This window comes from Flavobacterium sedimenticola (genome assembly GCF_030053345.1).
Taxonomy (GTDB): Bacteria; Bacteroidota; Bacteroidia; order Flavobacteriales; family Flavobacteriaceae; genus Flavobacterium; species Flavobacterium sedimenticola.
This window is the reverse complement of record NZ_JASGBP010000003.1, coordinates 189,363-211,154: the sequence shown is the minus strand read 5'-3', so window position 1 is coordinate 211,154 and position 21,792 is coordinate 189,363. Positions and strand designations below refer to the sequence as shown.

Here is a 21,792-nt window from a genome sequence, read left to right as displayed (position 1 = left end):
ACCATGATGGCAAAACCACTTTTTACGTTTTACAAGCTTTGGGTTGTGTTTCTTTTTTTGAACATTTCCGCAAAGGCCGAACCCGTAACCGTTGTTTGTCAGTCTACCCATCAGAAAGAGCATTTTGATAACAGTCAGCATTTTAAGAAAGATATACTGCACCCCAAAAGTATATCGCTCAGAGCACTGCATGATACTGTTTCAAAAACCTTCAGCCCTGTTTTTGTTGCGTTTGACAATGGATTTTTTCTTAATAGAATATTCTTTATTGCAGGCTCAACCAAGAATGCATTGCAGGACAGCAACCGCTGTCAAAGTGTTTCACAATTGATTTTTCCGCATCATTTTTTCTGGTAAGTAGTTTTTATACCGAAATTTTGAATCAATTGCTTCCTTAACGGGAAGCCTAACTTTTATTGTATTTACGTATCATGGATTTATCTATCATTATCATCAGTGCCATACTGGTGCTTATTATTGCGGTACCGCTTTTTTTTGTAATGCGAACGCATAAACTAGACACTCGAAAAATTGACACCCTTTTTGCCCAACACAGTCAAAACAACCAATATAAATTTACTCTAGTGGAAACACATCATCGGAAAACACTGGGTTTTGATGCCCAAAACCAAGGATTGCTCTTCATTGATTTTAATTTTAATGAACCGTATGTTCTTTTCAGAGATTTACGAAATTGTAACCGTTGTACGGTAGACACTGTTTTTGATTCGCGTCAGACGAATAAGCCTCAAAAAGTGACATTGGCTTTTCAAAGCACTAGCGAAAAACAAGCTATAGAACCGTTGCTTTTTTACGATGAAAGCAAACCACATATTGTACCGGTTTACGGAAATGAAGAATTGCAATTGGCTGAACAGTGGCGGCAAATCATTCAATCGTATCTTAAATAGAAAAAGCGGCTAAATGGCCGCTTTTTTTTATAAATCTATTTTCTTGAGTTCTTTGTAATTGGCGTGTAATTTTCGAAGCAAAATGCCGTAAAGTAAGCGATAAATCAACCAAAACAATCCCACAAAGAGCACTGTTATTGCCAAAATAATACAAACTGTGATGGTAATCGTTTCATAACCGTTTTCGTGCGATATCTTGTATTTTAAAGCATCCATTTTTGGGTTGTAAACAAAAGCCATAATGAAACCCAAAATGGTGCTGACAAATATCATACTCAAGTTATACCACACGTAGTATTGCACAGTTTTACGCGTTTTAAGAATGTCCTGCATCAATTGTTTGGTAGAGGTAATAGTCGAAATTTTAGCATAGTTTCTGTAAAAACTGTAAATAAACCAAATGACTACCGCATAGTTAATATAGGTTAGTATCTTGAGGTATATAGAGAAATTCTCAGCATGCAGTTTCTGTATGGCATCGTCGGTATTAAACAAAAGATTCACGCCGGCCCAAACGGCAAATTCGAGTACACTGATAATCAATATCCATTTTACAATAGACGATGACTTCTTATGCAGCATTTTGTAAATCTCGGTTTCAGTGACTTGCTCAAAAGAATGGGTGTCTTTTTTCCAAGCCTTTTTTAATAAATCCAACTCATCCATAATCCTTAGGGATTTAGTATTTTTTTTAATTTTCCTTTAATTCTGTTCATTTTTACACGGGCGTTAACTTCGCTAATACCTAATGTTTCTGATATTTCGGTGTAATCTTTATCTTCAAGATATAAAAACACCAACGCTTTCTCTATATCATTGAGTTGTTGCACTGCTTGGTACATCAACTTGATTTGTTCTTCTTCTTCGTGGTTGTAATCTTCCTGACTTAAAAAGTGTTTTTGCCCCTCATAGGTGACAGTTGCAATGGTTCGGGTATTTCTCCGATAAAGGGTGATAGCAGTATTCAGCGCCACGCGGTAGGCCCAAGTAGAAAATTTTGATTCTCCTCTGAATTTGGGAAAAGCCCTCCACAATTGTATGGTAATTTCTTGGAACAAATCATTGTGTGCATCCTCACCGTTGGTATAAAGCCTACATATCTTGTGGATGATGTTTTGGTTTTCCTTCAGTTGTTTTACAAATGATTGTTCTAGCTGGTCACTCATAGTCCGTTAGTAGTGAAAGCAACGCTTTTGTTACAAACGTAAAACTACATTTTTTATAATTCAAATTCAAGCCTTTTATTTGACTATCTTTGTACCCTAATTTTTTAATTTTACTATGGAAATCGGACACTACAATACGCTTACTATTGCTCGGGAAACTAAAGTCGGGCTCTATCTCACCGATGGGAAAGACGATGTTTTGTTACCGTTGAAGTATGTTCCCAAATCGTATGCTATTGGAGATGAAATTGTAGTTTTTGTGTATTTGGATCACGAAGAAAGACCGGTGGCTACAACTTTGGAGCCTTATATTTTAATGGATGAATTTGGGTTGCTGCGTGTAAGTCACGTCAACCAATTCGGGGCTTTTTTAGATTGGGGTTTGGAGAAAGATATTTTTGTGCCTTTTAAAGAGCAGGCGCGTCCGATGGAAAAGGGAAAACGCTATTTGGTTTTTGCCTATATCGATGAAAAAACCAACAGAATTGTAGCGTCGAGTAAAACCAATCAGTTTTTAAGCAATGAAAATTTAACGGTGGCTGTTGGGGATGAAGTCGATTTGATTATCTCTCACATTACCGATATGGGTATTAATGTCATTATCAATGACCAACACAAAGGGTTATTATTTAAAGATCAAGTCTTCCGGGAAGTGAAACCCGGTGATCGATTAACCGGATACATTAAGCACATCCGACCGGATAACAAAATTGATGTCTCGTTGCAAAAAATTGGGTATGAGAATATTGAACCCAATGCCGAAAAAATTCTCAACGAATTAAAAGCCAGTCGCGGCTTTTTGCGTCTCAATGATGACAGTCATCCTGAAGACATCAAAACAGTACTGCAAATGAGCAAGAAAACGTTTAAAAAAGCCATCGGGACTTTGTATAAAGCCAAACAGATTGACATTAAAGAAGACGGTATTTATTTGAAAAAAGACACTTCAGCGTAATACATTATTCTCCGAGTTCCAATTCGTTCGGAATGGGAACCAAACTGGTATCGATTTTCTTCTTCATAAAAATACCACTTACCATATTCAACGTGGCATACGGACGGTTCGAATATTTATTTCCCAAACAAATAACCGTAACCGTGTCTTTTTTTACCGGAACAAATGAGGTGTTGTTGCCATGCCACCAGCCGTTGTGATAAATCATTTTTTCGCCGCCGGGCAAAAAGCGCATGCGCATACCCAAACCATAATCTTTAATGGGTTTGGCTACCTGTATGGCGCTGTAACCAAAATAAGCTTCTTGTAATAATTCGGGTTTGATAAAATCAGGAGAATAGGTAGCCAAATCAAACTTCACCAAATCTCTGGGGGTAGAGTAGATGTTCTTGTCGCCGTACAAGTTATCGTACTGATCCCAAGGGAAAATCGTATTGCCGCGATACGATTTGCATACCGTATCTTTATCGGTTTCATAGTTGAACACAAAGGTATTTTTCATTCCCAATGGCTTAAAAATAAGTGTTTGCATGGCATCGCGATAATTCTGTCCAGTGGCTTTTTCGATGATTAGCGCTAAGATAACATAATTGGTATTGCAATAATCAAATCGAGCGTTGTCGGCAAAAATCGGTTTGATTTTATGTTTAATCATTACATCCAATACATCTTGATTGGTCAACACTTTTTTTCGGTTCCAACTTTTTTTCAGCACCCCCGGAAAATTAGAGTAATGCGGTAAACCGCTTCTGTGATTGAGTAAGGTTCGTATGGTGGTTTTTTTGTAGGGAAATCGCGGGAGCCAGTCGGTTACTTTTTGGTCGAGCATCACATTGTCTTCCTGCACCAATTTTAAAATGGCGGTAGCGGTCAAAACTTTGCTCACCGAAGCCAGGTGAATGGCCGTGTTGGCATTGATTTTTTTTCCGGTTCGGGCATCCGAATAGCCTTTGTAATCTTCGTAAATAACTTTGCCGTTTTTGGCTACAATGAAGCTGCCGCTGTAATAGGGCGAGTTGATAAACTTGTTATAAAACGAATCTATTTGGTGTTTTTTTTCGTTGATATAACTTTCTGAAACCTTTCCGAATTTGATTGTAAAAGGAACTGTTATCAGCGTAGTATCGCGCCAATCTCTTTTATCAGACTCATTTTTCTCCATTCGGGTATACGAATCAGAAAAATAGACTAAACCGGTTAGAAAAAAAGAAATCAGGGTAATCTTCATAACTGCAATAATACCAATATTTCATTTAAATCAAAACTTTGAAATTCTAAAATACAGTTAATGTTTTACAACTTTTTTCAACAAAAAACCGCTTCTGAAAGAAGCGGTTTTCAGGAATTACATTTTCACTTTTATAGGAAGCATGTAGAGTGTTCGTACCGGATTACCGTCTTTCATACCCGGTTCCCATTTCACTTTGGAGGCTCTTAATACCCGGATGGCTTCTTTTTCTAAATTCGCATCGGTACTGCGCAAAGCTCTGATTTCGGTCATCGAACCGTCTTTTTCAATCACAAACGACATGATAACGCTCATGGTAATCTCTCCTGAATCTTCATCAATTTCGGGCTTAGAGATGTTTTTGCTGACATAAGCATAGAATCGATTGATGCCACCGGGATATTCAGGAAGTCGGTCTAACTTGTCGGTAGTAACTACGCCGTTGTTTTTAGTACTTCCGGGATCAGGATTACCAATGCCCGGCGTTTCTCCGCCGGTACCAGGAGCAGAAGTTCCGTTAGTGTTTCCACCTTCGGTCGGATTTTCCGCAGTGTTTTTTATTTCCTTGTTCGGGGTAATATCGTCCGGATTTTCGGTATGCTTTACCACTACGGGATTGGTCAATTCTTTGCTTTTTACTTCCTTGAGCGGTTCTTCTTTTTTAGGAGCAGCCGCTTCTTTTTCAGGTTCTTCTTTTTCCGGCGGATTGTTGTAGTTGGATACTGCAATCACTACATCGGGCGGAAGCGGATTGAGGTTTGATTCATCACTAAAGGAAGTCAGAAAGAATCCCAACCCGATAGCAGAGCAGAAGAAAACAGTGCCGCTTATCAAAGCTAATAAAGTGGTTCGGGTATTTTGCCGGCGTAATTGGTAAGCGCCATACTCTTTGTTTTTGCCTTCAAAAACCAGATCAATCCAGTTTTTTTCATAAATACTAACGTTTGACATAATTATATGGTTTTAGAGTTAAGTATTTATACTACATAAGCAAGATGTTTATTGTTATAACGCAACAAAGATTAAAATAGTATAAATAATGCGGTCTATTTTTAGCTATAGAGCGCATTATTTGTTAAAAGGTTGGGATTGGTTTAAAATTTTAGGAAATAAATTGAAGATTATCGTTTGTTTTCGATAATCTCAGCCAGCAATTTTTTGGCGCGCAGTAACTTGATTTTCACATTGCTCAATGGTTCGTTGAGGTGTTCGGCGATTTCCTGATAGCTCATTTCCTGAAAGTAACGCAATTGAATAACTTCCTGATAATGCGGTTTTAATTCTTTGATGAATTGTAATAAGCGGGAAAGATTTTGCTCGGTAATCAATTCGTCTTCCGCCGAAGGAGAGCTGTCGGCAATATTATAGGCTTGTTGATCTTCTTCATCGGTGATTTCCACAAAAAGAGTCGACTTCTTCTTGCGCAATAAATCGATGTGAACATTTTTAGCAATGGCAATCAACCAGGTATTGAACTGAAATTCGGGATTGTAGGTAGCAATTTTGTCAAAAGCTTTCGAAAAAGTCTCGATGGTAATGTCCTCCGCATCGGTTTCGTTTTCGGTACGTTTCAGCATAAAGCCGTATACCTCGTTCCAATAATGATCCAGAAGATAGGTAAAAGCGACCTGGTCGCCTTTTTTGGCTTTTTCTATGTATTTGTTTATTTCCAATGTACCGGTTTTGAGAATGTATTGGTAATAAATACGTTGAGTTGGGTGAAAATTAAAATGATTTCAATGATGGGAAACCAATACATCACATCTTTTTCTTTCAGTTTGCCGGCAGCAAAACCTAAGGTTAACCAGGCAAATAAATAACGGAATCCAATGATACTCACTACAGCAATCCATTGAAATTGAAATAACAGCAATATTATCGGCAATACTAAAAATAACAATTGCGAAAGATAAAAAAGCCCTAATTGGTTGCGGTCAAACATCTTGTAATGTTTGGCTGTCGAAACGTGTCTTCTTTTTTGAGTAAACCATTCTTTGAACGATTTTTTCGGTTCCGAATAGGTAAAGCTGTCCGGCAAATAACATATGGTGGTGTTTTCGCTCGTTGCGGCCTGATTGATGAACAAATCGTCATCGCCCGAGCGCAATTTCATGTGATCCATAAAACCACGTACTTTAAAAAATTCTTCTCGTTTGTAAGCCATGTTTCGCCCGATACCCATATACGGCTTCCCGATTTTGGCCCATGAAAAATACTGCGTGGCCGTGAGCAAAGTTTCAAAACGAATGATTTTATTTAGAAACGAATTGGCAATTTTGTCGTAAGCACCATAACCCAATACGATATTTTTTTGCGGCGTAAACTGCGCGCTCATACTCGTAATCCAATCTTTGGAAGTCGGGTAACAATCGGCATCTGTAAACAGCAAGTATTCGTATTTAGCCGCTTTGATTCCCAAGGTAAGGGCAAACTTTTTGTTACCCCAAAAAGCTTCATTGTTTTCTACTTTCACCAGTTTAATGTTGGGATATTGCTTTTCAAAAGCTTCAAAAATTTCCAGAGTATTGTCGCTGGAAGCGTCGTCAATCAAAACAATTTCAAAAGTATGATAATCTTGTTCGGCCAACAAAGGCACAAATTTCTTTACATTTTCCTCTTCATTTTTGGCACAAACAATCACCGAAATAGGTACTCTCTTTGGCGTTAATGTTTGTGGTTTGGCAAAAGAAAACTTACCGAAAATGATGATGTAATACACAAATTGAATAACCACTACGGCGATAAATAAACAGAAAACGGGTAATAACATACTATATTTTCGACTTTTAAAAGGTGTGCAAATGTAGTTATTCTAACGGCAATAATCAAGGGATTTGAAACAAATTCCTAGCGGTTTTTTCTCATTTCAGCGGCAACAGCAATCGCTTGATTCTCATTGGTTTTTTCGAGTTCCCGGATGATGTTTTGATAGTTTTTGTCATCTCGGTTTTGGGATAATTTTTTCTTCGCTTCCAGGGCCGTAATAACAATTTCGAAAGCGGTAATGCCACGGGCTTCCCGCATGGTTTTTTCAGATAAATTTTCCACGCGTACCGGGCGTTCCGATTTAGCTTCGTATTTATCCACTAATTTTTTCAACGAATCCACCGCTTTCTCGTGATTGTAAACTTGTACTTTCCCGTAAACATGTACGGCTAAGTAATTCCACGTAGGGACATTTTCATGATCGTACCAAGACGATGAAATATAGCTGTGTGGTCCGGTAAAGACTACCAAAACGTCATCATTAGTACTAAAGCTTTGGCCTTGCGGATTGGCTTTAGAAATATGACCGACCAATATTTTTTTACCGTTTTCATTGGTGTCTAAAAGCAGCGGGGTGTGAGTGGCCCACAATTTACCTTCGGTTTGGTTGATGATGATCGCAAAACCGTTTTGATGGATAAAGTTTTCGATTTCTTCTTGGTTTTCGTTTTTATAAATCTCGGGGATATACATAATTATTTTTTTTCGATTTGATATAGAACGCCGTCGTGTAAGTCGAATTCAAATTTGCCTACGAATGACATGCCTACTTTTTCTAATACTCTAATGGAAGCCGTATTGGCTTCCATGGCACGACCTACGATTTTGATGAGTTGCAACTCATTAAAGCCATAGTCAATACATGCTTTAGCGGTTTCAGTAGCATACCCTTGATTCCAATATTTTCGGAAGAAACGAAAGCCTAAGTCAGTTTCATTGTCATCGGGCGAGAATTTCAACCCACACCAACCCAGGAATTCACCGGTTTCTTTGTGGATTACGGCCCAACGACCATAACCGTATTGTTGGTACTGATGGTAATTTTCCAAAAAAGAACGTGCTTCTTGTACGTTTTGAAAAGCCACATCTCCGGTATACTTGATGACTTCTTTATCGGTATTTAAATCATAGAAATGTTGCGCGTCATCGACGGAAAATTCTCTTAAATAACAACGCTTGGTTTCGATGATGGTTTTCATTCTTTTTAACGATAGGTAAAAAGCTTTGCGAATGAGTTGGCAGATTAATCGGAAACTTATCCTTTTGCCTTTTCCTAATACTTTTTTTAGATTACATTAACTTCGGCTTCAATGGCGATGCCGTATTTATCAAACACGGCTTGTTGTACTTCTTTAGCCAATGCCAAGATTTCTTGTCCGGTAGCCTGACCGTAATTAACCAATACGAGCGCTTGATTTTTATGCACACCGGCATCCCCGCGACGAAATCCTTTGTATCCGGCTTGTTCAATCAACCAACCGGCCGGAACCTTGACTTCAGTGGGCGACACTTCGTAAAATTTAATGTCCGAATATTGTTGCTGAACGGTTTCAAACTGCTGTTTGGAAATGACCGGATTTTTAAAAAAGCTACCGCTGTTACCCAAAACCGCCGGATTAGGTAATTTACGTTGACGAATAGCAATAACCGCATTGGAAACGTCTTTTAACGTTGGCGTCACCACGTTTTGACTTTCTAATTCTTGAGTGATATCACCGTAAGCAATATGGATGTGGTGATTTCTTTTAGTGAGCTTAAAAACTACTGAGGTAATAACATATTGGTCTTTAGCTTCTTGCTTAAAGATGCTTTCCCGGTAGCCGAAACGGCATTCTTCTTTGGTAAATGTTTTGGTTTGTTGTGTGGCAATATGAACGGCATCACAAGACACGAAGGTATCTTTAATTTCAACACCGTAGGCTCCAATATTTTGAACCGGCGTTGTACCAACATTTCCGGGAATAAGCGACATATTTTCTAAGCCACCAAAGTTTTGGTCAATAGTCCAAAGGACAAACTCGTGCCAGTTTTCCCCGGCCATACTTTCCACCCAAACGAAATCTTCATCTTCTTGGAGAATTCGTTTTCCTTTTAAATCGACGTGAATTACCAAGGCCTCAATGTCTTGGGTTAAAAGCATATTGCTACCGCCGCCGAGAATAAATTTGGGTTTATCCTGATTTTCGGAGAGTACCTTTTTTAATTCTGCAACGGTTTGAACGGCTACAAATTCGTGTGCTTTGGCTTCAATACCAAAAGTGTTGTATTTTTTTAAAGAAAATTGATGCTGAATGGTCATTAGTACAAAGTATAGATCGCTTACAAAAATAAACAATCCTTTTCGTTAAACGAATTTCTTGTAGTAATGTTTTTGCCATTTGTGAAGCATAAACAACGGCATTACGTAAGGCAAAATTTTGGTGTTTTCCTTTCTGATTTCGGCCACCAATTTTTTGCCGTCAAGGTTCTCAAAGAAAGGCATTTGAAAAATATCACTTACCGCAAAATTTTCCAATTCTTCATTGAACCTCGGGAATCGCAACAAATAACTTCCCCAAGGCGCACTCAGACCAATCTTTCTGAAATCGATGATTTCCCTTGGAAGTTTATCTTCCATAGTGGTTTTGAGAATGAATTTTCCTTTTTTTCCGGTAAACATCCATTTGTTATCCAAGGTGCCTAATCCGGTTACCAAACGTTGGTCTAGAAAAGGTTCGCGACACTCGATGGAAGTTCCCATAGTACAACGGTCATTGCGATCGAGGAGGGAACACAAATAAGTATGCTGGTCGAAATACAACGCCTGACGCTGCAAATCGTACGGGTACAATTCCTGAGCCTCTTTTAATATGAAATAGCGGTATTCATTCACTGGTTTCTTTCGGTTGCCGTAAAACAAATTGATGTCTTCCGGATACACATTGGAACCGTTAAAAATGACCAAATCGGCATTACTGCTGATTTTAGAGTAGCGCAACAATTTGTCAAAGCGCGGTCTTTTGGTAAACGTTTCAAATTTCGAGATTTGAGCAATCACTTTGAGTAACGAGGGGTTTTTGAGTGCTTTGTAGCGCACATAACCACCCATGAGTTCATCGGCGCCCTCCCCCGAAAGCAGTACTTTTACCTTAGGTTTGGCCAATTTAGCAATGGCTAATAAATGCGGCTCGTTGAGATGCATTATCGGTTCGTCTTGATAATAAGAGGACTCAATCAAGTTTTCATACAAATTGTCATTTTCGAGTCGGGTATGATTGAGGATGTAATGGTATTCGTCGGTTATTTTTTTGGCCAAATGATACTCATTATGCTCTTGCTCGGAGAAGCTGATATTAAACGTTTCAATATTTTTAAAATGTTGATGGTACAACGCCGATAAGATAGAACAGGAATCCAATCCGCCACTGAGCAATACGCCTACGGGAACGTCGCTTACCATGCGCAGTTTTACCGAATCAAAGAAGGTTTCCTCAAACCATTTTTTCGGATTGGCAATCGTACTGTGGTTTTGGATCTCATGTTTCAAATTCCACCATCTTTCGGTATGCCGTTGTCCGTTTTGATCGACCACCATATAATGACCGGGCAGTAGTTTTTTTACATTTTGAAACAAGGTGTTTTCACCGGCCACAAAGCGGTTGTAGATATATTCTTCCATCCCGTTCTCTGAAATTCCGAGGGTGACACCGGCGGCAAAAAGGGCTTTTTGTTCCGAAGCAAAATAAAGGGTGTGTTGTTGAAAAGAATAGTACAACGGTTTAACACCCATACGATCTCGGCACAAGAAGAGTTTTTTCTCAAGGGTATCCCAAATGGCAAAAGCAAACATCCCGTTTAATCGATGCAGCATTGCCATACCATACAGTTCAAACAAACAAAGGAGTACTTCGGTATCGGAACCCGACTTCAGCGTAATCCCTTTAGCCTTTAATTCGGGATAAAACGATTGGTAATTATAGATTTCACCGTTGAAAACGATAACATAGCGTCCGTTTTCAGAGATAAAGGGTTGGTGTCCGGCAGCGGAAGTGTCAATAATAGATAAGCGACGATGTCCTAAACCGATGTTGTTTTGTAGATACAGACCTTTGTCGTCCGGTCCGCGATGTTCGAGGATATCTCGCATTTTCACCAGTTGATGCTCATCAACCTTTTGGTGATTAAAGTTCAAAATTCCGTTTATGCCGCACATAAAGTTATACTGTGGTTGACACAGCAGCGATTAGTTCGTGGTATTTAAGGGCAATTTTTTTCATGTTGATTTTGTAGTTGGCGTTTTCTTCAACAAATTTCCGATTGGCCAAAATTACTTTTTGTGTAAATTCGGGATTGCGGAAAGCCCACTGCAATTCTTCGGCTAAATTAAACTCATTTTTGACACCAACAAGTATTCCGTTTATTTTTTGTTGTATCCAATGTTGATTGCCGGGTAAATCACTCACAATGGGGAAACAACCACAAGCCATCGCTTCAAACAAAGACGCGGAAACGCCCTCGGTTACCGGAGTGCTAATGTAGTAATTGGCCGCTTGAAGATAGGTAGGAATTTTTGTATTTTCTATCCATCCGGTAAATTCTGTTTCATTCGCTATTTGGAGTTGACGGGCTGCATTTTTCAGATTTTTCATTTCCGGACCGTCACCAATAATCACTAATTTAAACGGAATGTTTTTTTGTTTTAAAATGCCGAACGCTTTTAAAATTAAAAGGTGTTGGTATTCGGGAAATAAGGAACGCGTGACCACAGCATGAATCATTTGACTATGGGAAGCATCCTGAAATTCGAAGAAGTCGAGGTTAATCCCTTTAGGCAAAATCATGATTTTGTTGGAGTAATCTCCGGATACCTTCATATGATCGGCCATGGCTTCTCCCCAAGCATGAATAAGATTTGCTTTTTGGAAGGCATATTTTTGAATCCTTTTTTTTAACGGATAAGTAATCGTGTTTTCAGGCCATAAATCGGTAATTCCTTGTTGTGCGATGGCAATGGGTTGTATTCCGGAGTAGGCCGCCAAAAAACCGTAGCTGGTGGTTCTTTCGGCAATAATCATATCAGGATGTAACCTTTTGGCGATTTTTTTTATGGTCAGCAATGCTTTGGCTAACTCTAACAAACGAAACAATCGGTTGATACCGTTGTTGGCCGTTTGGAGTTCCCAGGTTACAATTTCAAAATCGCCAAAATCTCTGAGGCCGTTCATCCAGGTTATGGCGTCGGCTCGATAGGTTTCACCTAAAAAAAGGATACGTTTTTTCGTCATTAATTAATCATCAGTGTCCAAAGCTCTTCTTAAAAAGTCATTCATTGGTTTGAGTGCCATTAACTTTTGAGCCACTTTTATACTGAAATCTTCTTGGGTAAAAAGCGAATCATCTATTTTTTGTGAAGCCGTAAAACTTTTCAGTTTTAAAAATTCAATGGCCGGATGATTGGGGGCGTAATCTTTGGGGGCCTTTTTCAAGACATTATCGTCATCACGAGTGATGGCGTTAAATTCGGTTTTGAAATGAGTATCGTTGATAATTTCGTTTAAATCGTCGTAAAAGAAGGCAATTTCCTTGCGAATCTTCTTCAAATCTTCGGGTTCCGGACACCAAACACCACCGGCGATAAAGGAATTTCCTTTTTCGAAATGCACATAGTATCCCGGGCTGTTTTTGCGAAATTTATCTTGGCTGAACCAAGCGCCCATATTGGTTTTGTAAGGCGATTTGTCTTTGGAAAAACGAATGTCGCGATTGATTCGGAAAGTACAGTTTTTGACTTCCAACGACTCCAGAGTCGGATCTCCTTTTTTGAGTTCCGTTAGGAGTGAAGCAATAAACTGATGGTAGTCTTTTTTATATTGTTCATACCTTTTTTTATGGGCATGCATCCAATCGGTGTTATTGTTGGCCACCAAATCGTTTAAAAACTGTAAGGCTTCTTTTGTAATCATTTTACAAGTGTTTTCTCAAATCTTCTTCCGAAATATAGCCTAAATTGCGCCATACTTCTTTTCCGTTTTCGTAAATTATAATGACCGGTAATCCTTGCAATTCCAATTGATTGACAATGGTTTTATTTTCATCGGCATCCAATTGTACAATTTTGATTTTATCCTTCAATTCTTCCTGCATTTTTACAATGTAGGGCTTCATCTTTTGGCAGGGTGCACACCATTTGGCATTAAAATCGACCATTACTTTCGGACTCGACTGTATTAATTCGTTGTATTCTTGGTCGCAAATCCCAATAATTTTATCCGTTTTTTGTGCTTTGCCCGAGGCATTCCATTTCATAATGCCACCTTCCAGATTGTAAATTTCTTTGAAACCCAATTCGGCTAATTTATCGGCTGCCTGCGCACTTCTACCGCCTACTTTACAATACACGAACACGGGTTTGGTTTTCTCAAACCGACTTGCTTTAGCCGCAAAATCAGGGCTGTTCCAATTTACATTGGTAGCATTTTCAATATGTTCGCCACTGTATTCTTCCGGGGTTCTAACGTCTAAAAGTTGTGGCTTTTCATTGCTTTTCAACTTCTCGGCAAAAGTATTGACATCAACGGTTTGAACAAGTTTTGTATTTTGCCCCTGACAGCTCAAAATTAAAAAAACAACGGCTGCAAAGGAAAGAATTCTCAATTTCATAAAGGCATAATTTGCAGCTAAATTACAAAATAGATTCACATTACAAATTAAATATTTTGTAACTCTGATGGGTCGATTTTACGATGTTCTCCGTGCGTTCCGGATGGGTGTCGGAAATAAAAAGTTGTCCGAACTCTTCGTTGTTCACCATCTCCACAATTTTACTCACACGAAACTCGTCTAATTTGTCAAAAATGTCATCAAAAAGCAGTATCGGTTTTTCACCGCTTTGCTTTTTCACAAAGTCAAATTGGGCTAATTTCAGCGCAATTAAGAATGATTTTTGCTGGCCTTGAGAACCAAATTTTTTAATCGGATAATTTTCGATTTCAAAAGACAAATCATCTTTGTGGACACCGGCTGAGGTGTACTGCAAAATTCGGTCTTTATTCAGGGTTTCTTCCAATAAAGTCAGCATATCTTTTTCAAATAAGTCGCTTTGATAAACCAATTGTACGGTTTCGGCAGCATTCGTCACCGCAGCGTGATACTTTTGAAAAATCGGAATAAATTCGGCAATAAAGTTTTTTCGTTTCTCAAAAATAAAATGACCTAACTGATTTAATTGTTCGTTGTAAATGCTTAAGGTGTCTTTTTCGAAAACGTGATTGAGTGAAAAATACTTGAGCAAAGCGTTGCGTTGGCTGAGTGTTTTTTGGTATTGGATGAGCTGTTGCAGGTACTGACTGTCTGACTGTGAAATCACACTGTCCATAAATTTTCTGCGGGTTTCACTGCCTTCCAAAATCAAATCGGTATCGGCGGGAGAGATGATTACCAAGGGAATGAAACCGACGTGCTCGGAAAATTTTTCATAGAGTTTTCCGTTGCGCTTGAGTATTTTTTTCTGTCCTTTCTTTAAACTACAAAGTATTTGCTCGCTGCGATTGTTTTTTTCAAAAGTCCCGTCGATAACAAAAAAGTCTTCGCCATGCTTGATATTCTGAACGGCTAACGGATTGAAATAACTCTTACCGTAGGCCAAATGATATACGGCATCTAAAATATTGGTTTTCCCGATACCGTTTTTACCCACGAAGCAATTGATTTTAGCATCGAATTCGAAAGTGATATCCGAAAAACTTTTATAATTGAGGACTGAAATTCGCTTTAAAAACAACTTGATTTACTTTATGATTATCGCTTCACCTTTTATGTGAACAGGCGAAGTTATACTTCTCGGTTTGAGGTGTCAAATATACAACGTGAATCTTTTAAAAATACAGCAAAAAATAGTTTTGCGTGTTCATAAATGAGATATTTTAAATCAATTACAATTCTGAACCACCGCCAAAAAGAAATAATTTGAACCGGAATGCATATTAAAATGATTTTTTTTGTGACGGTTTGAATAAAAATTTTATTTTTGCGCTCACTAAATTAAAAATAAATGGCAACTTTTAACAAAAGAGGATATAAAGCACCAAAAGAAAAAGCAGAGAAAGCAGACAACACTTTTATTGAGGACGTAAACGTTGACGAAAAAGACAGTGCTACCGCTAAAGCTTTTGAGACCTTGGATCAAACCGCTTCGAAAGCCGAAGATTTTATTGCTAAAAATCAAAAAATTATTTTAGGGTTTTTAACAGTAGTGGTAGTAGTAGTGGTAGGTTATTTTGCGTACCAAAAATTCATTGCTGAGCCAAACCAACAAGAAGCAGCTGACGAATTATTCGTAGCGCAACAAAACTTCCAAAAAGCGGTTAATGGCGATGCCAAAGCCGATTCTCTGTTCAATTTAGTATTAAAAGGTTCCGAAGGGAAATTCGGGGTACTTCGTATTGCTGAAGAGTTTTCCGGAACCGATGCCGCCAATCAGGCGAATTACATGGCAGGTATCGCTTATTTGAATACCGGAAAATATGCGGAAGCTATTGCCAGTTTGGAAAAATTCTCTACCGAAAATAAAATGTTGAACGCCTTAGCCAAAGGCGCTATTGGTGATGCGTATGCCCAACAAAACAAACAAAATGAAGCCTTAGATTTTTACATCAAAGCGGCTGATGCCGGTCAAGATGGTTTTACCCGACCAAGATATTTGTTTAAAGCCGGAAAAACAGCCTTGGCGATGAACAAAAAAGAAGAGGCCTTAAAATATTTCACCGAAATCAAAGACAATTTCGACACCTCAATGGAAGCACAACAAATTGATGCTTTGATTGGAATGGCACAATAATTTTAAAATAAATTAGGGAGAAAGGATTAAGGATGGTATCTTTAATCCTTTTTTCTTTTAATAAAAAACGAATCATGGCAACTGCTAATAAAAATTTATCCGACTACGATAAAAGTCGGCTCCCGAACGCTAAAGATTTTCGTTTCGGCATTGTGGTTTCCGAATGGAATGACCACATCACCAACGGATTGTATCAAGGTGCCGAAGCGGCCTTGTTGGATTGCGGCGCGTTACCCGAAAACATTATCAAATGGGATGTTCCCGGTAGTTTTGAATTGATTTACGGGGCGCAACGCATGATTGTGACTCAAGAAGTAGATGTAGTCATCACTATTGGCTGCGTCATTAAAGGCGAAACCATGCATTTTGAATTTGTGTGCGAAGGGGTAACCCAAGGGATTAAAGATCTGAATGTTCAAACCGATGTACCGGTGATTTTTTGTTTGCTCACCGATAATAACGAGCAGCAATCTATCGAACGTAGTGGCGGCAAACACGGCAATAAAGGAACAGAAGCAGCAATATCCGCTTTAAAGATGGCCGATTTGAGAAAGAGAACCGCGTAATGATTGCTTTCTTTCAGCGATAGGAATAAACCTGTTCTTTGCGGAACAGGTTTTTTATTTTTAGCCAATTATTAACTATAAATCACCGTTGTTTTTCCTTAAATTTGCTAACTTCGGTATTCCTATTCGAGTACTTCTAACAGAACACAGTATACAACCTAATGTCAAGTATTATTCAATTACTTCCCGATCATGTAGCCAATCAAATTGCAGCCGGAGAAGTAGTGCAGCGACCGGCTTCGGTAGTTAAAGAATTATTGGAAAACGCCGTTGATGCCAAAGCAACGGATATCAAGCTAATTATCAAAGATGCCGGAAAATCGTTAATACAAGTTATCGATAATGGTGTAGGGATGAGCGTAACCGATGCTCGTTTGTGTTTTGAGCGTCATGCCACTTCTAAAATCCGTCAAGCGGAAGATTTATTTTCGTTATACACCAAAGGTTTTCGCGGGGAAGCGTTGGCATCTATCGCCGCCATTGCCCATGTGGAAATGAAAACCAAGCAAGGGCAGGAAGAATTAGGCGTCCATATTGTTATTGAAGGCAGCAAATTTGTGTCGCAGGAACCGGCAGTAGTGCCCAATGGTACTTCTTTTGCCATTAAAAATCTGTTTTTTAACATTCCGGCGCGACGCAACTTTTTGAAGTCGGAGACCGTGGAGCAGCGCCATATTGTGGATGAGTTTCAACGCGTGGCTATGGCCCATCCAAACATTCATTTTACGATGTATCACAACGGCAGTGAAATGTTCAATTTGCCGATTTCCAATTACCGACAACGTATCGTTACTATTTTTTCGGGTAAAACCAACGAAAAGTTGGTACCGGTAAAAGAAGAAACCGATATCGTTAATTTGCATGGTTTTATCGGCAAACCCGAATTTGCCAAAAAGAACAGGGGCGAACAATTTTTCTTTGTCAATAACCGTTTCATCAAAAGCGGCTATCTGCATCACGCCATTATGGCGGCGTATGAAGGATTGCTCAAAGACGGCGCACAACCGAGCTATTTTCTCTACCTCGATGTACCGCCGCATACCATTGATATCAATATTCATCCTACCAAAACTGAAATTAAGTTTGATGATGAACATGCGTTGTATGCCATTTTACGTTCGGCCGTCAAACACAGTTTAGGGCAGTTTAACGTGGCTCCGCTACTCGATTTTGACCGCGACCCTAATTTGGATACGCCATATCAATACCAAAACAAAGAAGCCGAATACCCTACCATTCAGGTAGATCGTTCCTATAATCCGTTTGCAGAAGACAAACCCAATCCGTCGTTCCGCTCCGTGAGTTACAAAAAAACCGAAGTACAACCCAATTGGGAGAGTTTGTATGTTGGGTTAAAACAAGCAGGGCAGGAGATTGCCGAGATGACCTTTGAAAACGAAGCGGTAACCTCGTCTTTGTTTGACGATACAGAAACTGAGCAGGAAGTTCGCCGAACCTATCAAATTCACAAGAAATACATTGTCAGTCCGATAAAATCGGGGATGGTGATTATCAATCAGAAGCGGGCGCATGAGCGGGTTTTATACGAGTCGTTTCTGACCAATATGACCGTGCATCAAGCAGTCAGTCAGCAATTGTTATTTCCGCTGCCATTGTATTTCTCTCCGACAGAAATAACTTTGATTAAAGAGCTTCAACCGGCTTTGGAAAGTACCGGTTTTTTGTTTGAAGCGGTACATCATGATCACATTTTGGTGTCGGGTTTACCTGTCAATGTGGCGGAAAGTGAGGTTTCGATTGTTTTGGAAGAGTTATTGAGTGCTATGCAGGATGAGATTCCGAGCCAAAGTTTCAGCCAAAATGATACGATTGCCAAATCGATGGCTAAAAGTTTGGCCATCAAAACCGGAACCTATTTGAGTGGGAAAGAGCAAGAAAATTTGGTGCATAATTTGTTTGCTTGCAAAGAGCCTAATGTGTCTCCTTTTCAAAAACCAACTTTCATTACGATGAGTGTGGAAGATTTAGATAAAAAATTCAGTCTATGATGCGAATGACCGAAACTGTTAAGCAGTTACTGATTATCAATGTTATTTTTTACATCGGCTCTAATTTTGTGGGCGATGTGGCGTATCAGTTGTTTGCTCTTTTTTCTCCGGATAATCCCAATTTCAACTATTGGCAACCTCTGACGAGTATGTTTATGCATGCCCGTTTTCCAAACTTGATGCATATTGTCTTTAATATGTTTGCTTTAATTTCCTTTGGTAGTGCTTTGGAACATTTTTGGGGTGCGAGAAAATTTTTGTTTTTCTATATTTCCTGTGGATTGGGGGCGGCTTTATTGCATATGGGCGTGAATTATTACCAGTACCATCATGCTTTGGAAATATTACAACAAGCGAATGTTCCGACGGAGGTTATTAATGCTGTTGTAAAAGAAGGACGATACAATAATGCCTTATTGGAAATCATTTCTTTATCGGATTTAGAAGCCATGTATAGTTCATATAATATACCGGCCGTTGGAGCTTCCGGCGCAATTTATGGTTTATTAATCGCTTTTGCGTTTATGTTCCCGAATGCCGAGTTGATGATGTTATTTATACCAGTGCCGATTAAAGCCAAATATTTTGTGCCGGGATTGTTGGCGTTGGATTTGTTTTTAGGGTTCAAAGGCAGTTCTATTTTTGGCAGTGGCGGAACCGGAGTAGCGCATTTTGCACATTTGGGCGGTGCCTTAACCGGATTTATCATGATGTGGTATTGGAAGAAAAATTCATTCAATAATAACCGTTGGAATTAGTATGAGCATTCTTGAAGATTTAAAGCTGCAATATAAAATCGGCGGTATTGCCAATAAGATGATTTATTGGAATGTCGGTATTTTTATACTGTCGATTCCCTTCTTTTACCAGTTTAAAACCGGTGTTTTTGCCTATCCCGATTGGTTGGCGGTATCGTCAGAACCGATGGCGATACTCTACAAACCCTGGACGTTGTTGACCTATGCTTTTTTCCATGACGGTTTCATGCACTTGTTTTTTAATATGATGGTGCTGAATTTCGCCAGTCGTTTATTCCTGACCTTCTTTACCCAGAAACAATACCTCGGATTGTATTTGTTAAGTGCTCTTTTTGCCGGTTTAATTTATGTTTTGAGCTTTTATATATTAGGATATTCGTCTTTAATGGTAGGCGCTTCTGCGGCTATTATGGCGCTTTTGGTAGCGACTACCACGTATCAGCCTTTAATGGAAATTCGATTGCTGTTAATAGGAAATGTCAAGCTTTGGCACATTGCCGGAGTTCTTATTTTATTAGATTTATTACAGTTGCAAATGGGAAATATGGGCGGTCATATTGCACATTTAAGTGGTGCCTTTTTTGGTTATATTTACATCACGTTGTTGCAAAGAGGAACCGATTTGAGTCGGATAGTAAGTTCGGTAATCGATTTTGGAGCAAATGTATTTTCACCTAAAAAATCCACACCGTTCAAAAAAGTACATGTTAACCCCAAAAAACCAGCAGTTAAAAGTCAAAGTAAAATTGTAACTAAAGATAAAACCCAACAGCAAATTGATGAGATTCTGGACAAAATCAGTCAATCGGGCTACGACAGTTTGACTACCGAAGAGAAGGAATTTCTCTTCAAGTCGGGAAAATAAGCACAGATGAAAAAGCTATCATGGTTTAACAGGATTGCCTTCGGATTCAATATTGTACTCACAGTATTGACTTTCGTTGCCTATGTTTTACCTTTTCTGGCGCCTAAAATGTTCCCGTTGTTATCGGTATTAACCCTGATTTTACCGCTTTTTTTATTACTCAATGCCTGTTTCTTTTTTTACTGGTTACTCCAACTCAAGCGCCAATTAATACTGTCGGGTTTAGTACTGCTGTTAGGGATTACGTTTATCAATAAGTTTTACAAGTTTTCCTCAAATGAATTGCCTGAAGCGGAAAAAGATTTTACGGTAATGAGTTACAATGTTCGTTTGTTCAATTTGTTTGATTGGATTCAAAACGATCAGGTAGGTCATAATATACTGTCTTTTATCAATGAGAAAAATCCTGATGTACTCTGCATTCAGGAATACTCTGAAAGTGCCAAGATTGACTTGCGTGTTTACAAATACAAAGCGATTTTTATGGAAGGCAATAAAATCAAAACAGGCCAGGCTATTTTTTCGAAGTTTCCCATCTTCAATCAAGGCGATTTTAAAATTAAAGAAGCCGGAAACAACATTATTTACGCGGATATACGCAAGGGAAAAGATACCATACGCGTGTACAATATACACTTGCAATCGATAAAAATTTCGCCGGATGTGAATGAAATTGAAGAGCATGTGGATGCGATCGACCAAAACAAATCGCAACAAGTATTCGGTCGGATGCGGGATGCGTTTAAAAAGCAAGAACAGCAAGCCTCGATTTTAGTCAATCATAAAAAGAAATGCAATTATCCTGTGATTATTTGCGGCGATATGAATAACAGCGCTTTTTCGTATATCTACCGAACGATTAAGGGGGATTTAAACGACTGCTTCGAAGAAGCCGGAAACGGTTTTGGGCAAACCTATAAATTCAAGTATTATCCGGCGCGGATTGATTATATTTTTGCCGATAAAAGAATGACGGTCAAGAGTTTCACCAGTTTTTCTCAATTTGAGAATTCCGATCACTTTCCGATTATGACCCGATTGGCTTTTGCCGACTAACTACAGCTTTTGCTTTTTCAGATAATCTAACGCATAACGTCCTTCATTAAACAACAAATCGAGGATGCTCAGATTGTTTAAAAAGCCATGTTTTTCCTCAAAAACCTGAGTATATGGCGCAAATAGGGAAGCGTCTTTTTTTCCGTTGATTAAACCTCGTAAATCGGTTTTGTCGGAAACTTCATGAAAGTATTCGGTGGTTTCGTTGTAATCAAATTCCAAACCCAAACATTTGGAAACTACAGCCAGGGTTTCAAAATTTAAATCCATCAAAAAGGTGTGCTTCTTTTCATAAATCGGTCGGATGTCATCTTCAAAATATTCAAAAAAAGGCGAAGTTCTGTAGGCGGCTTCCAGCGATTTGAAGTGTTGTTTTTGCCAATCGAAAGCATCTTCAATCTTTACCTCTTTGGTTTTTTGATGTGCTTCTCGGGTGTGTTTGATGGGAATGTTGAGCAGCTGAATGCCATTCGGGCTGTAAATATACATGCGATTCCGATTGGTTTGCTTCTGAAAATTATCATCCATTTCAAAAGTAACCAACTCACTTTGCGCCATGGCCACAAAATGACTGATGGAAGGAAAATAGCCGGGATGAATCAGGATATTGTTCATTATTGATTGTAAGTTGTAAGTTGTGGGTTGTAGGTTGTAGGCTTTACACTTTTTACTTATAACCCACAACTTATAACCTACA

The 21,792-nt window shown here is 38.9% G+C and carries 23 protein-coding genes; 8 read left to right on the top strand and 15 right to left on the bottom strand.

Features of this window, described 5'->3' with window-relative positions; translation table 11 throughout:
- Positions 1-431 precede the first annotated feature (431 nt).
- Positions 432-911: a hypothetical protein gene (locus QHT84_RS07270; RefSeq protein WP_283238896.1), complete on the top strand. Its 480-nt coding sequence runs from the start codon at positions 432-434 to the stop codon at positions 909-911.
- A 27-nt stretch (positions 912-938) separates the two neighbouring features.
- On the opposite strand, the gene QHT84_RS07265 is transcribed toward QHT84_RS07270, so the two are convergent.
- On the bottom strand, positions 939-1,577 hold the full coding sequence (locus QHT84_RS07265; RefSeq protein WP_283238895.1) for a hypothetical protein: 639 nt from the start codon (positions 1,575-1,577) through the stop codon (positions 939-941).
- A gap of 5 nt (positions 1,578-1,582) precedes the next feature.
- The gene (locus tag QHT84_RS07260) at positions 1,583-2,077 is read right to left on the bottom strand and encodes an RNA polymerase sigma factor (protein ID WP_283238894.1); all 495 of its coding nucleotides are present in this window, start codon (positions 2,075-2,077) and stop codon (positions 1,583-1,585) included.
- Positions 2,078-2,192: 115 nt separating this feature from the next.
- On the opposite strand from QHT84_RS07260, the gene QHT84_RS07255 reads away from it, so the two are divergent.
- Positions 2,193-3,032, top strand: a complete 840-nt coding sequence (locus QHT84_RS07255; RefSeq protein ID WP_283238893.1) for a CvfB family protein — start codon at positions 2,193-2,195, stop codon at positions 3,030-3,032.
- 4 nt (positions 3,033-3,036) lie between these two features.
- Here the strand turns inward: QHT84_RS07255 and QHT84_RS07250 are convergent, their stop codons facing one another.
- The 12 genes from QHT84_RS07250 to recF form a co-directional block, all read right to left on the bottom strand.
- Positions 3,037-4,260 (bottom strand): serine hydrolase domain-containing protein, encoded by a 1,224-nt coding sequence (locus QHT84_RS07250; RefSeq protein ID WP_283238892.1) that lies wholly within the window; start codon positions 4,258-4,260, stop codon positions 3,037-3,039.
- Positions 4,261-4,377: 117 nt separating this feature from the next.
- Positions 4,378-5,211 (bottom strand): energy transducer TonB, encoded by an 834-nt coding sequence (locus QHT84_RS07245; RefSeq protein ID WP_283238891.1) that lies wholly within the window; start codon positions 5,209-5,211, stop codon positions 4,378-4,380.
- A 170-nt stretch (positions 5,212-5,381) separates the two neighbouring features.
- Complete coding sequence (locus QHT84_RS07240; RefSeq protein ID WP_283238890.1) at positions 5,382-5,933, bottom strand: RNA polymerase sigma factor; 552 nt, start codon at positions 5,931-5,933, stop codon at positions 5,382-5,384.
- Positions 5,924-7,030: a glycosyltransferase gene (locus tag QHT84_RS07235; protein ID WP_283238889.1), complete on the bottom strand. Its 1,107-nt coding sequence runs from the start codon at positions 7,028-7,030 to the stop codon at positions 5,924-5,926. Before QHT84_RS07235 ends, QHT84_RS07240 begins: the two co-directional genes overlap by 10 nt.
- A gap of 77 nt (positions 7,031-7,107) precedes the next feature.
- Entirely contained in the window at positions 7,108-7,719 is a 612-nt protein-coding gene (locus tag QHT84_RS07230) for an FMN-binding negative transcriptional regulator (protein WP_283238888.1), read from the bottom strand.
- Positions 7,720-7,721: 2 nt separating this feature from the next.
- Positions 7,722-8,225, bottom strand: coding sequence for a GNAT family N-acetyltransferase (locus QHT84_RS07225; RefSeq protein WP_283238887.1), 504 nt, complete (start codon positions 8,223-8,225; stop codon positions 7,722-7,724).
- An 86-nt stretch (positions 8,226-8,311) separates the two neighbouring features.
- Positions 8,312-9,325 (bottom strand): UDP-N-acetylmuramate dehydrogenase, encoded by a 1,014-nt coding sequence (murB, locus tag QHT84_RS07220; RefSeq protein WP_283238886.1) that lies wholly within the window; start codon positions 9,323-9,325, stop codon positions 8,312-8,314.
- Positions 9,326-9,370: 45 nt separating this feature from the next.
- Entirely contained in the window at positions 9,371-11,218 is a 1,848-nt protein-coding gene (gene asnB, locus QHT84_RS07215) for an asparagine synthase (glutamine-hydrolyzing) (RefSeq protein WP_283238885.1), read from the bottom strand.
- Between the two features lie 4 nt (positions 11,219-11,222).
- Positions 11,223-12,290, bottom strand: a complete 1,068-nt coding sequence (locus QHT84_RS07210) for a glycosyltransferase (RefSeq protein WP_283238884.1) — start codon at positions 12,288-12,290, stop codon at positions 11,223-11,225.
- A gap of 3 nt (positions 12,291-12,293) precedes the next feature.
- Positions 12,294-12,968 (bottom strand): DUF2461 domain-containing protein, encoded by a 675-nt coding sequence (locus QHT84_RS07205; RefSeq protein WP_283238883.1) that lies wholly within the window; start codon positions 12,966-12,968, stop codon positions 12,294-12,296.
- Between the two features lies 1 nt (position 12,969).
- Positions 12,970-13,665, bottom strand: coding sequence for a rhodanese-like domain-containing protein (locus tag QHT84_RS07200; RefSeq protein WP_283238882.1), 696 nt, complete (start codon positions 13,663-13,665; stop codon positions 12,970-12,972).
- Positions 13,666-13,705: 40 nt separating this feature from the next.
- On the bottom strand, positions 13,706-14,785 hold the full coding sequence (recF, locus tag QHT84_RS07195; protein ID WP_283238881.1) for a DNA replication/repair protein RecF: 1,080 nt from the start codon (positions 14,783-14,785) through the stop codon (positions 13,706-13,708).
- A gap of 270 nt (positions 14,786-15,055) precedes the next feature.
- Here recF and QHT84_RS07190 point away from each other — a divergent pair, with 270 nt between their 5' ends.
- The 6 genes from QHT84_RS07190 to QHT84_RS07165 all read left to right on the top strand — a co-directional run bounded on the left by QHT84_RS07190 (position 15,056) and on the right by QHT84_RS07165 (position 21,095).
- Positions 15,056-15,841 carry a tetratricopeptide repeat protein gene (locus tag QHT84_RS07190; RefSeq protein WP_283238880.1) on the top strand — a complete coding sequence of 262 codons (786 nt, stop codon included), beginning with the start codon at positions 15,056-15,058 and terminating at the stop codon, positions 15,839-15,841.
- Positions 15,842-15,915: 74 nt separating this feature from the next.
- Positions 15,916-16,407, top strand: coding sequence for a 6,7-dimethyl-8-ribityllumazine synthase (gene ribH / locus QHT84_RS07185; RefSeq protein WP_283238879.1), 492 nt, complete (start codon positions 15,916-15,918; stop codon positions 16,405-16,407).
- Positions 16,408-16,568: 161 nt separating this feature from the next.
- Positions 16,569-18,416 carry a DNA mismatch repair endonuclease MutL gene (mutL, locus tag QHT84_RS07180; protein ID WP_283238878.1) on the top strand — a complete coding sequence of 616 codons (1,848 nt, stop codon included), beginning with the start codon at positions 16,569-16,571 and terminating at the stop codon, positions 18,414-18,416.
- Positions 18,413-19,174, top strand: a complete 762-nt coding sequence (locus tag QHT84_RS07175; protein ID WP_283238877.1) for a rhomboid family intramembrane serine protease — start codon at positions 18,413-18,415, stop codon at positions 19,172-19,174. Before mutL ends, QHT84_RS07175 begins: the two co-directional genes overlap by 4 nt.
- Before the next feature lies 1 nt (position 19,175).
- Positions 19,176-20,039 carry a rhomboid family intramembrane serine protease gene (locus QHT84_RS07170; RefSeq protein ID WP_283238876.1) on the top strand — a complete coding sequence of 288 codons (864 nt, stop codon included), beginning with the start codon at positions 19,176-19,178 and terminating at the stop codon, positions 20,037-20,039.
- A 6-nt stretch (positions 20,040-20,045) separates the two neighbouring features.
- Positions 20,046-21,095, top strand: a complete 1,050-nt coding sequence (locus QHT84_RS07165; RefSeq protein WP_283238875.1) for an endonuclease/exonuclease/phosphatase family protein — start codon at positions 20,046-20,048, stop codon at positions 21,093-21,095.
- On the opposite strand, the gene QHT84_RS07160 is transcribed toward QHT84_RS07165, so the two are convergent.
- Entirely contained in the window at positions 21,096-21,710 is a 615-nt protein-coding gene (locus tag QHT84_RS07160) for a WbqC family protein (RefSeq protein WP_283238874.1), read from the bottom strand. It abuts the gene before it with no gap.
- Between the last annotated feature and the right edge of the window lie 82 nt (positions 21,711-21,792).

Bases quoted from the DNA above. Each gene is read 5' to 3' on its own strand.
- QHT84_RS07270 (WP_283238896.1), top strand. From the start codon at position 432: ATGGATTTATCTATCATTATCATCAGTGCCATACTGGTGCTTATTATT.
- QHT84_RS07265 (WP_283238895.1), bottom strand. From the start codon at position 1,577: ATGGATGAGTTGGATTTATTAAAAAAGGCTTGGAAAAAAGACACCCAT.
- QHT84_RS07260 (WP_283238894.1), bottom strand. From the start codon at position 2,077: ATGAGTGACCAGCTAGAACAATCATTTGTAAAACAACTGAAGGAAAAC.
- QHT84_RS07255 (WP_283238893.1), top strand. From the start codon at position 2,193: ATGGAAATCGGACACTACAATACGCTTACTATTGCTCGGGAAACTAAA.
- QHT84_RS07250 (WP_283238892.1), bottom strand. From the start codon at position 4,260: ATGAAGATTACCCTGATTTCTTTTTTTCTAACCGGTTTAGTCTATTTT.
- QHT84_RS07245 (WP_283238891.1), bottom strand. From the start codon at position 5,211: ATGTCAAACGTTAGTATTTATGAAAAAAACTGGATTGATCTGGTTTTT.
- QHT84_RS07235 (WP_283238889.1), bottom strand. From the start codon at position 7,030: ATGTTATTACCCGTTTTCTGTTTATTTATCGCCGTAGTGGTTATTCAA.
- QHT84_RS07230 (WP_283238888.1), bottom strand. From the start codon at position 7,719: ATGTATATCCCCGAGATTTATAAAAACGAAAACCAAGAAGAAATCGAA.
- QHT84_RS07225 (WP_283238887.1), bottom strand. From the start codon at position 8,225: ATGAAAACCATCATCGAAACCAAGCGTTGTTATTTAAGAGAATTTTCC.
- murB (WP_283238886.1), bottom strand. From the start codon at position 9,325: ATGACCATTCAGCATCAATTTTCTTTAAAAAAATACAACACTTTTGGT.
- asnB (WP_283238885.1), bottom strand. From the start codon at position 11,218: ATGTGCGGCATAAACGGAATTTTGAACTTTAATCACCAAAAGGTTGAT.
- QHT84_RS07210 (WP_283238884.1), bottom strand. From the start codon at position 12,290: ATGACGAAAAAACGTATCCTTTTTTTAGGTGAAACCTATCGAGCCGAC.
- QHT84_RS07205 (WP_283238883.1), bottom strand. From the start codon at position 12,968: ATGATTACAAAAGAAGCCTTACAGTTTTTAAACGATTTGGTGGCCAAC.
- QHT84_RS07200 (WP_283238882.1), bottom strand. From the start codon at position 13,665: ATGAAATTGAGAATTCTTTCCTTTGCAGCCGTTGTTTTTTTAATTTTG.
- QHT84_RS07190 (WP_283238880.1), top strand. From the start codon at position 15,056: ATGGCAACTTTTAACAAAAGAGGATATAAAGCACCAAAAGAAAAAGCA.
- ribH (WP_283238879.1), top strand. From the start codon at position 15,916: ATGGCAACTGCTAATAAAAATTTATCCGACTACGATAAAAGTCGGCTC.
- mutL (WP_283238878.1), top strand. From the start codon at position 16,569: ATGTCAAGTATTATTCAATTACTTCCCGATCATGTAGCCAATCAAATT.
- QHT84_RS07175 (WP_283238877.1), top strand. From the start codon at position 18,413: ATGATGCGAATGACCGAAACTGTTAAGCAGTTACTGATTATCAATGTT.
- QHT84_RS07170 (WP_283238876.1), top strand. From the start codon at position 19,176: ATGAGCATTCTTGAAGATTTAAAGCTGCAATATAAAATCGGCGGTATT.
- QHT84_RS07165 (WP_283238875.1), top strand. From the start codon at position 20,046: ATGAAAAAGCTATCATGGTTTAACAGGATTGCCTTCGGATTCAATATT.
- QHT84_RS07160 (WP_283238874.1), bottom strand. From the start codon at position 21,710: ATGAACAATATCCTGATTCATCCCGGCTATTTTCCTTCCATCAGTCAT.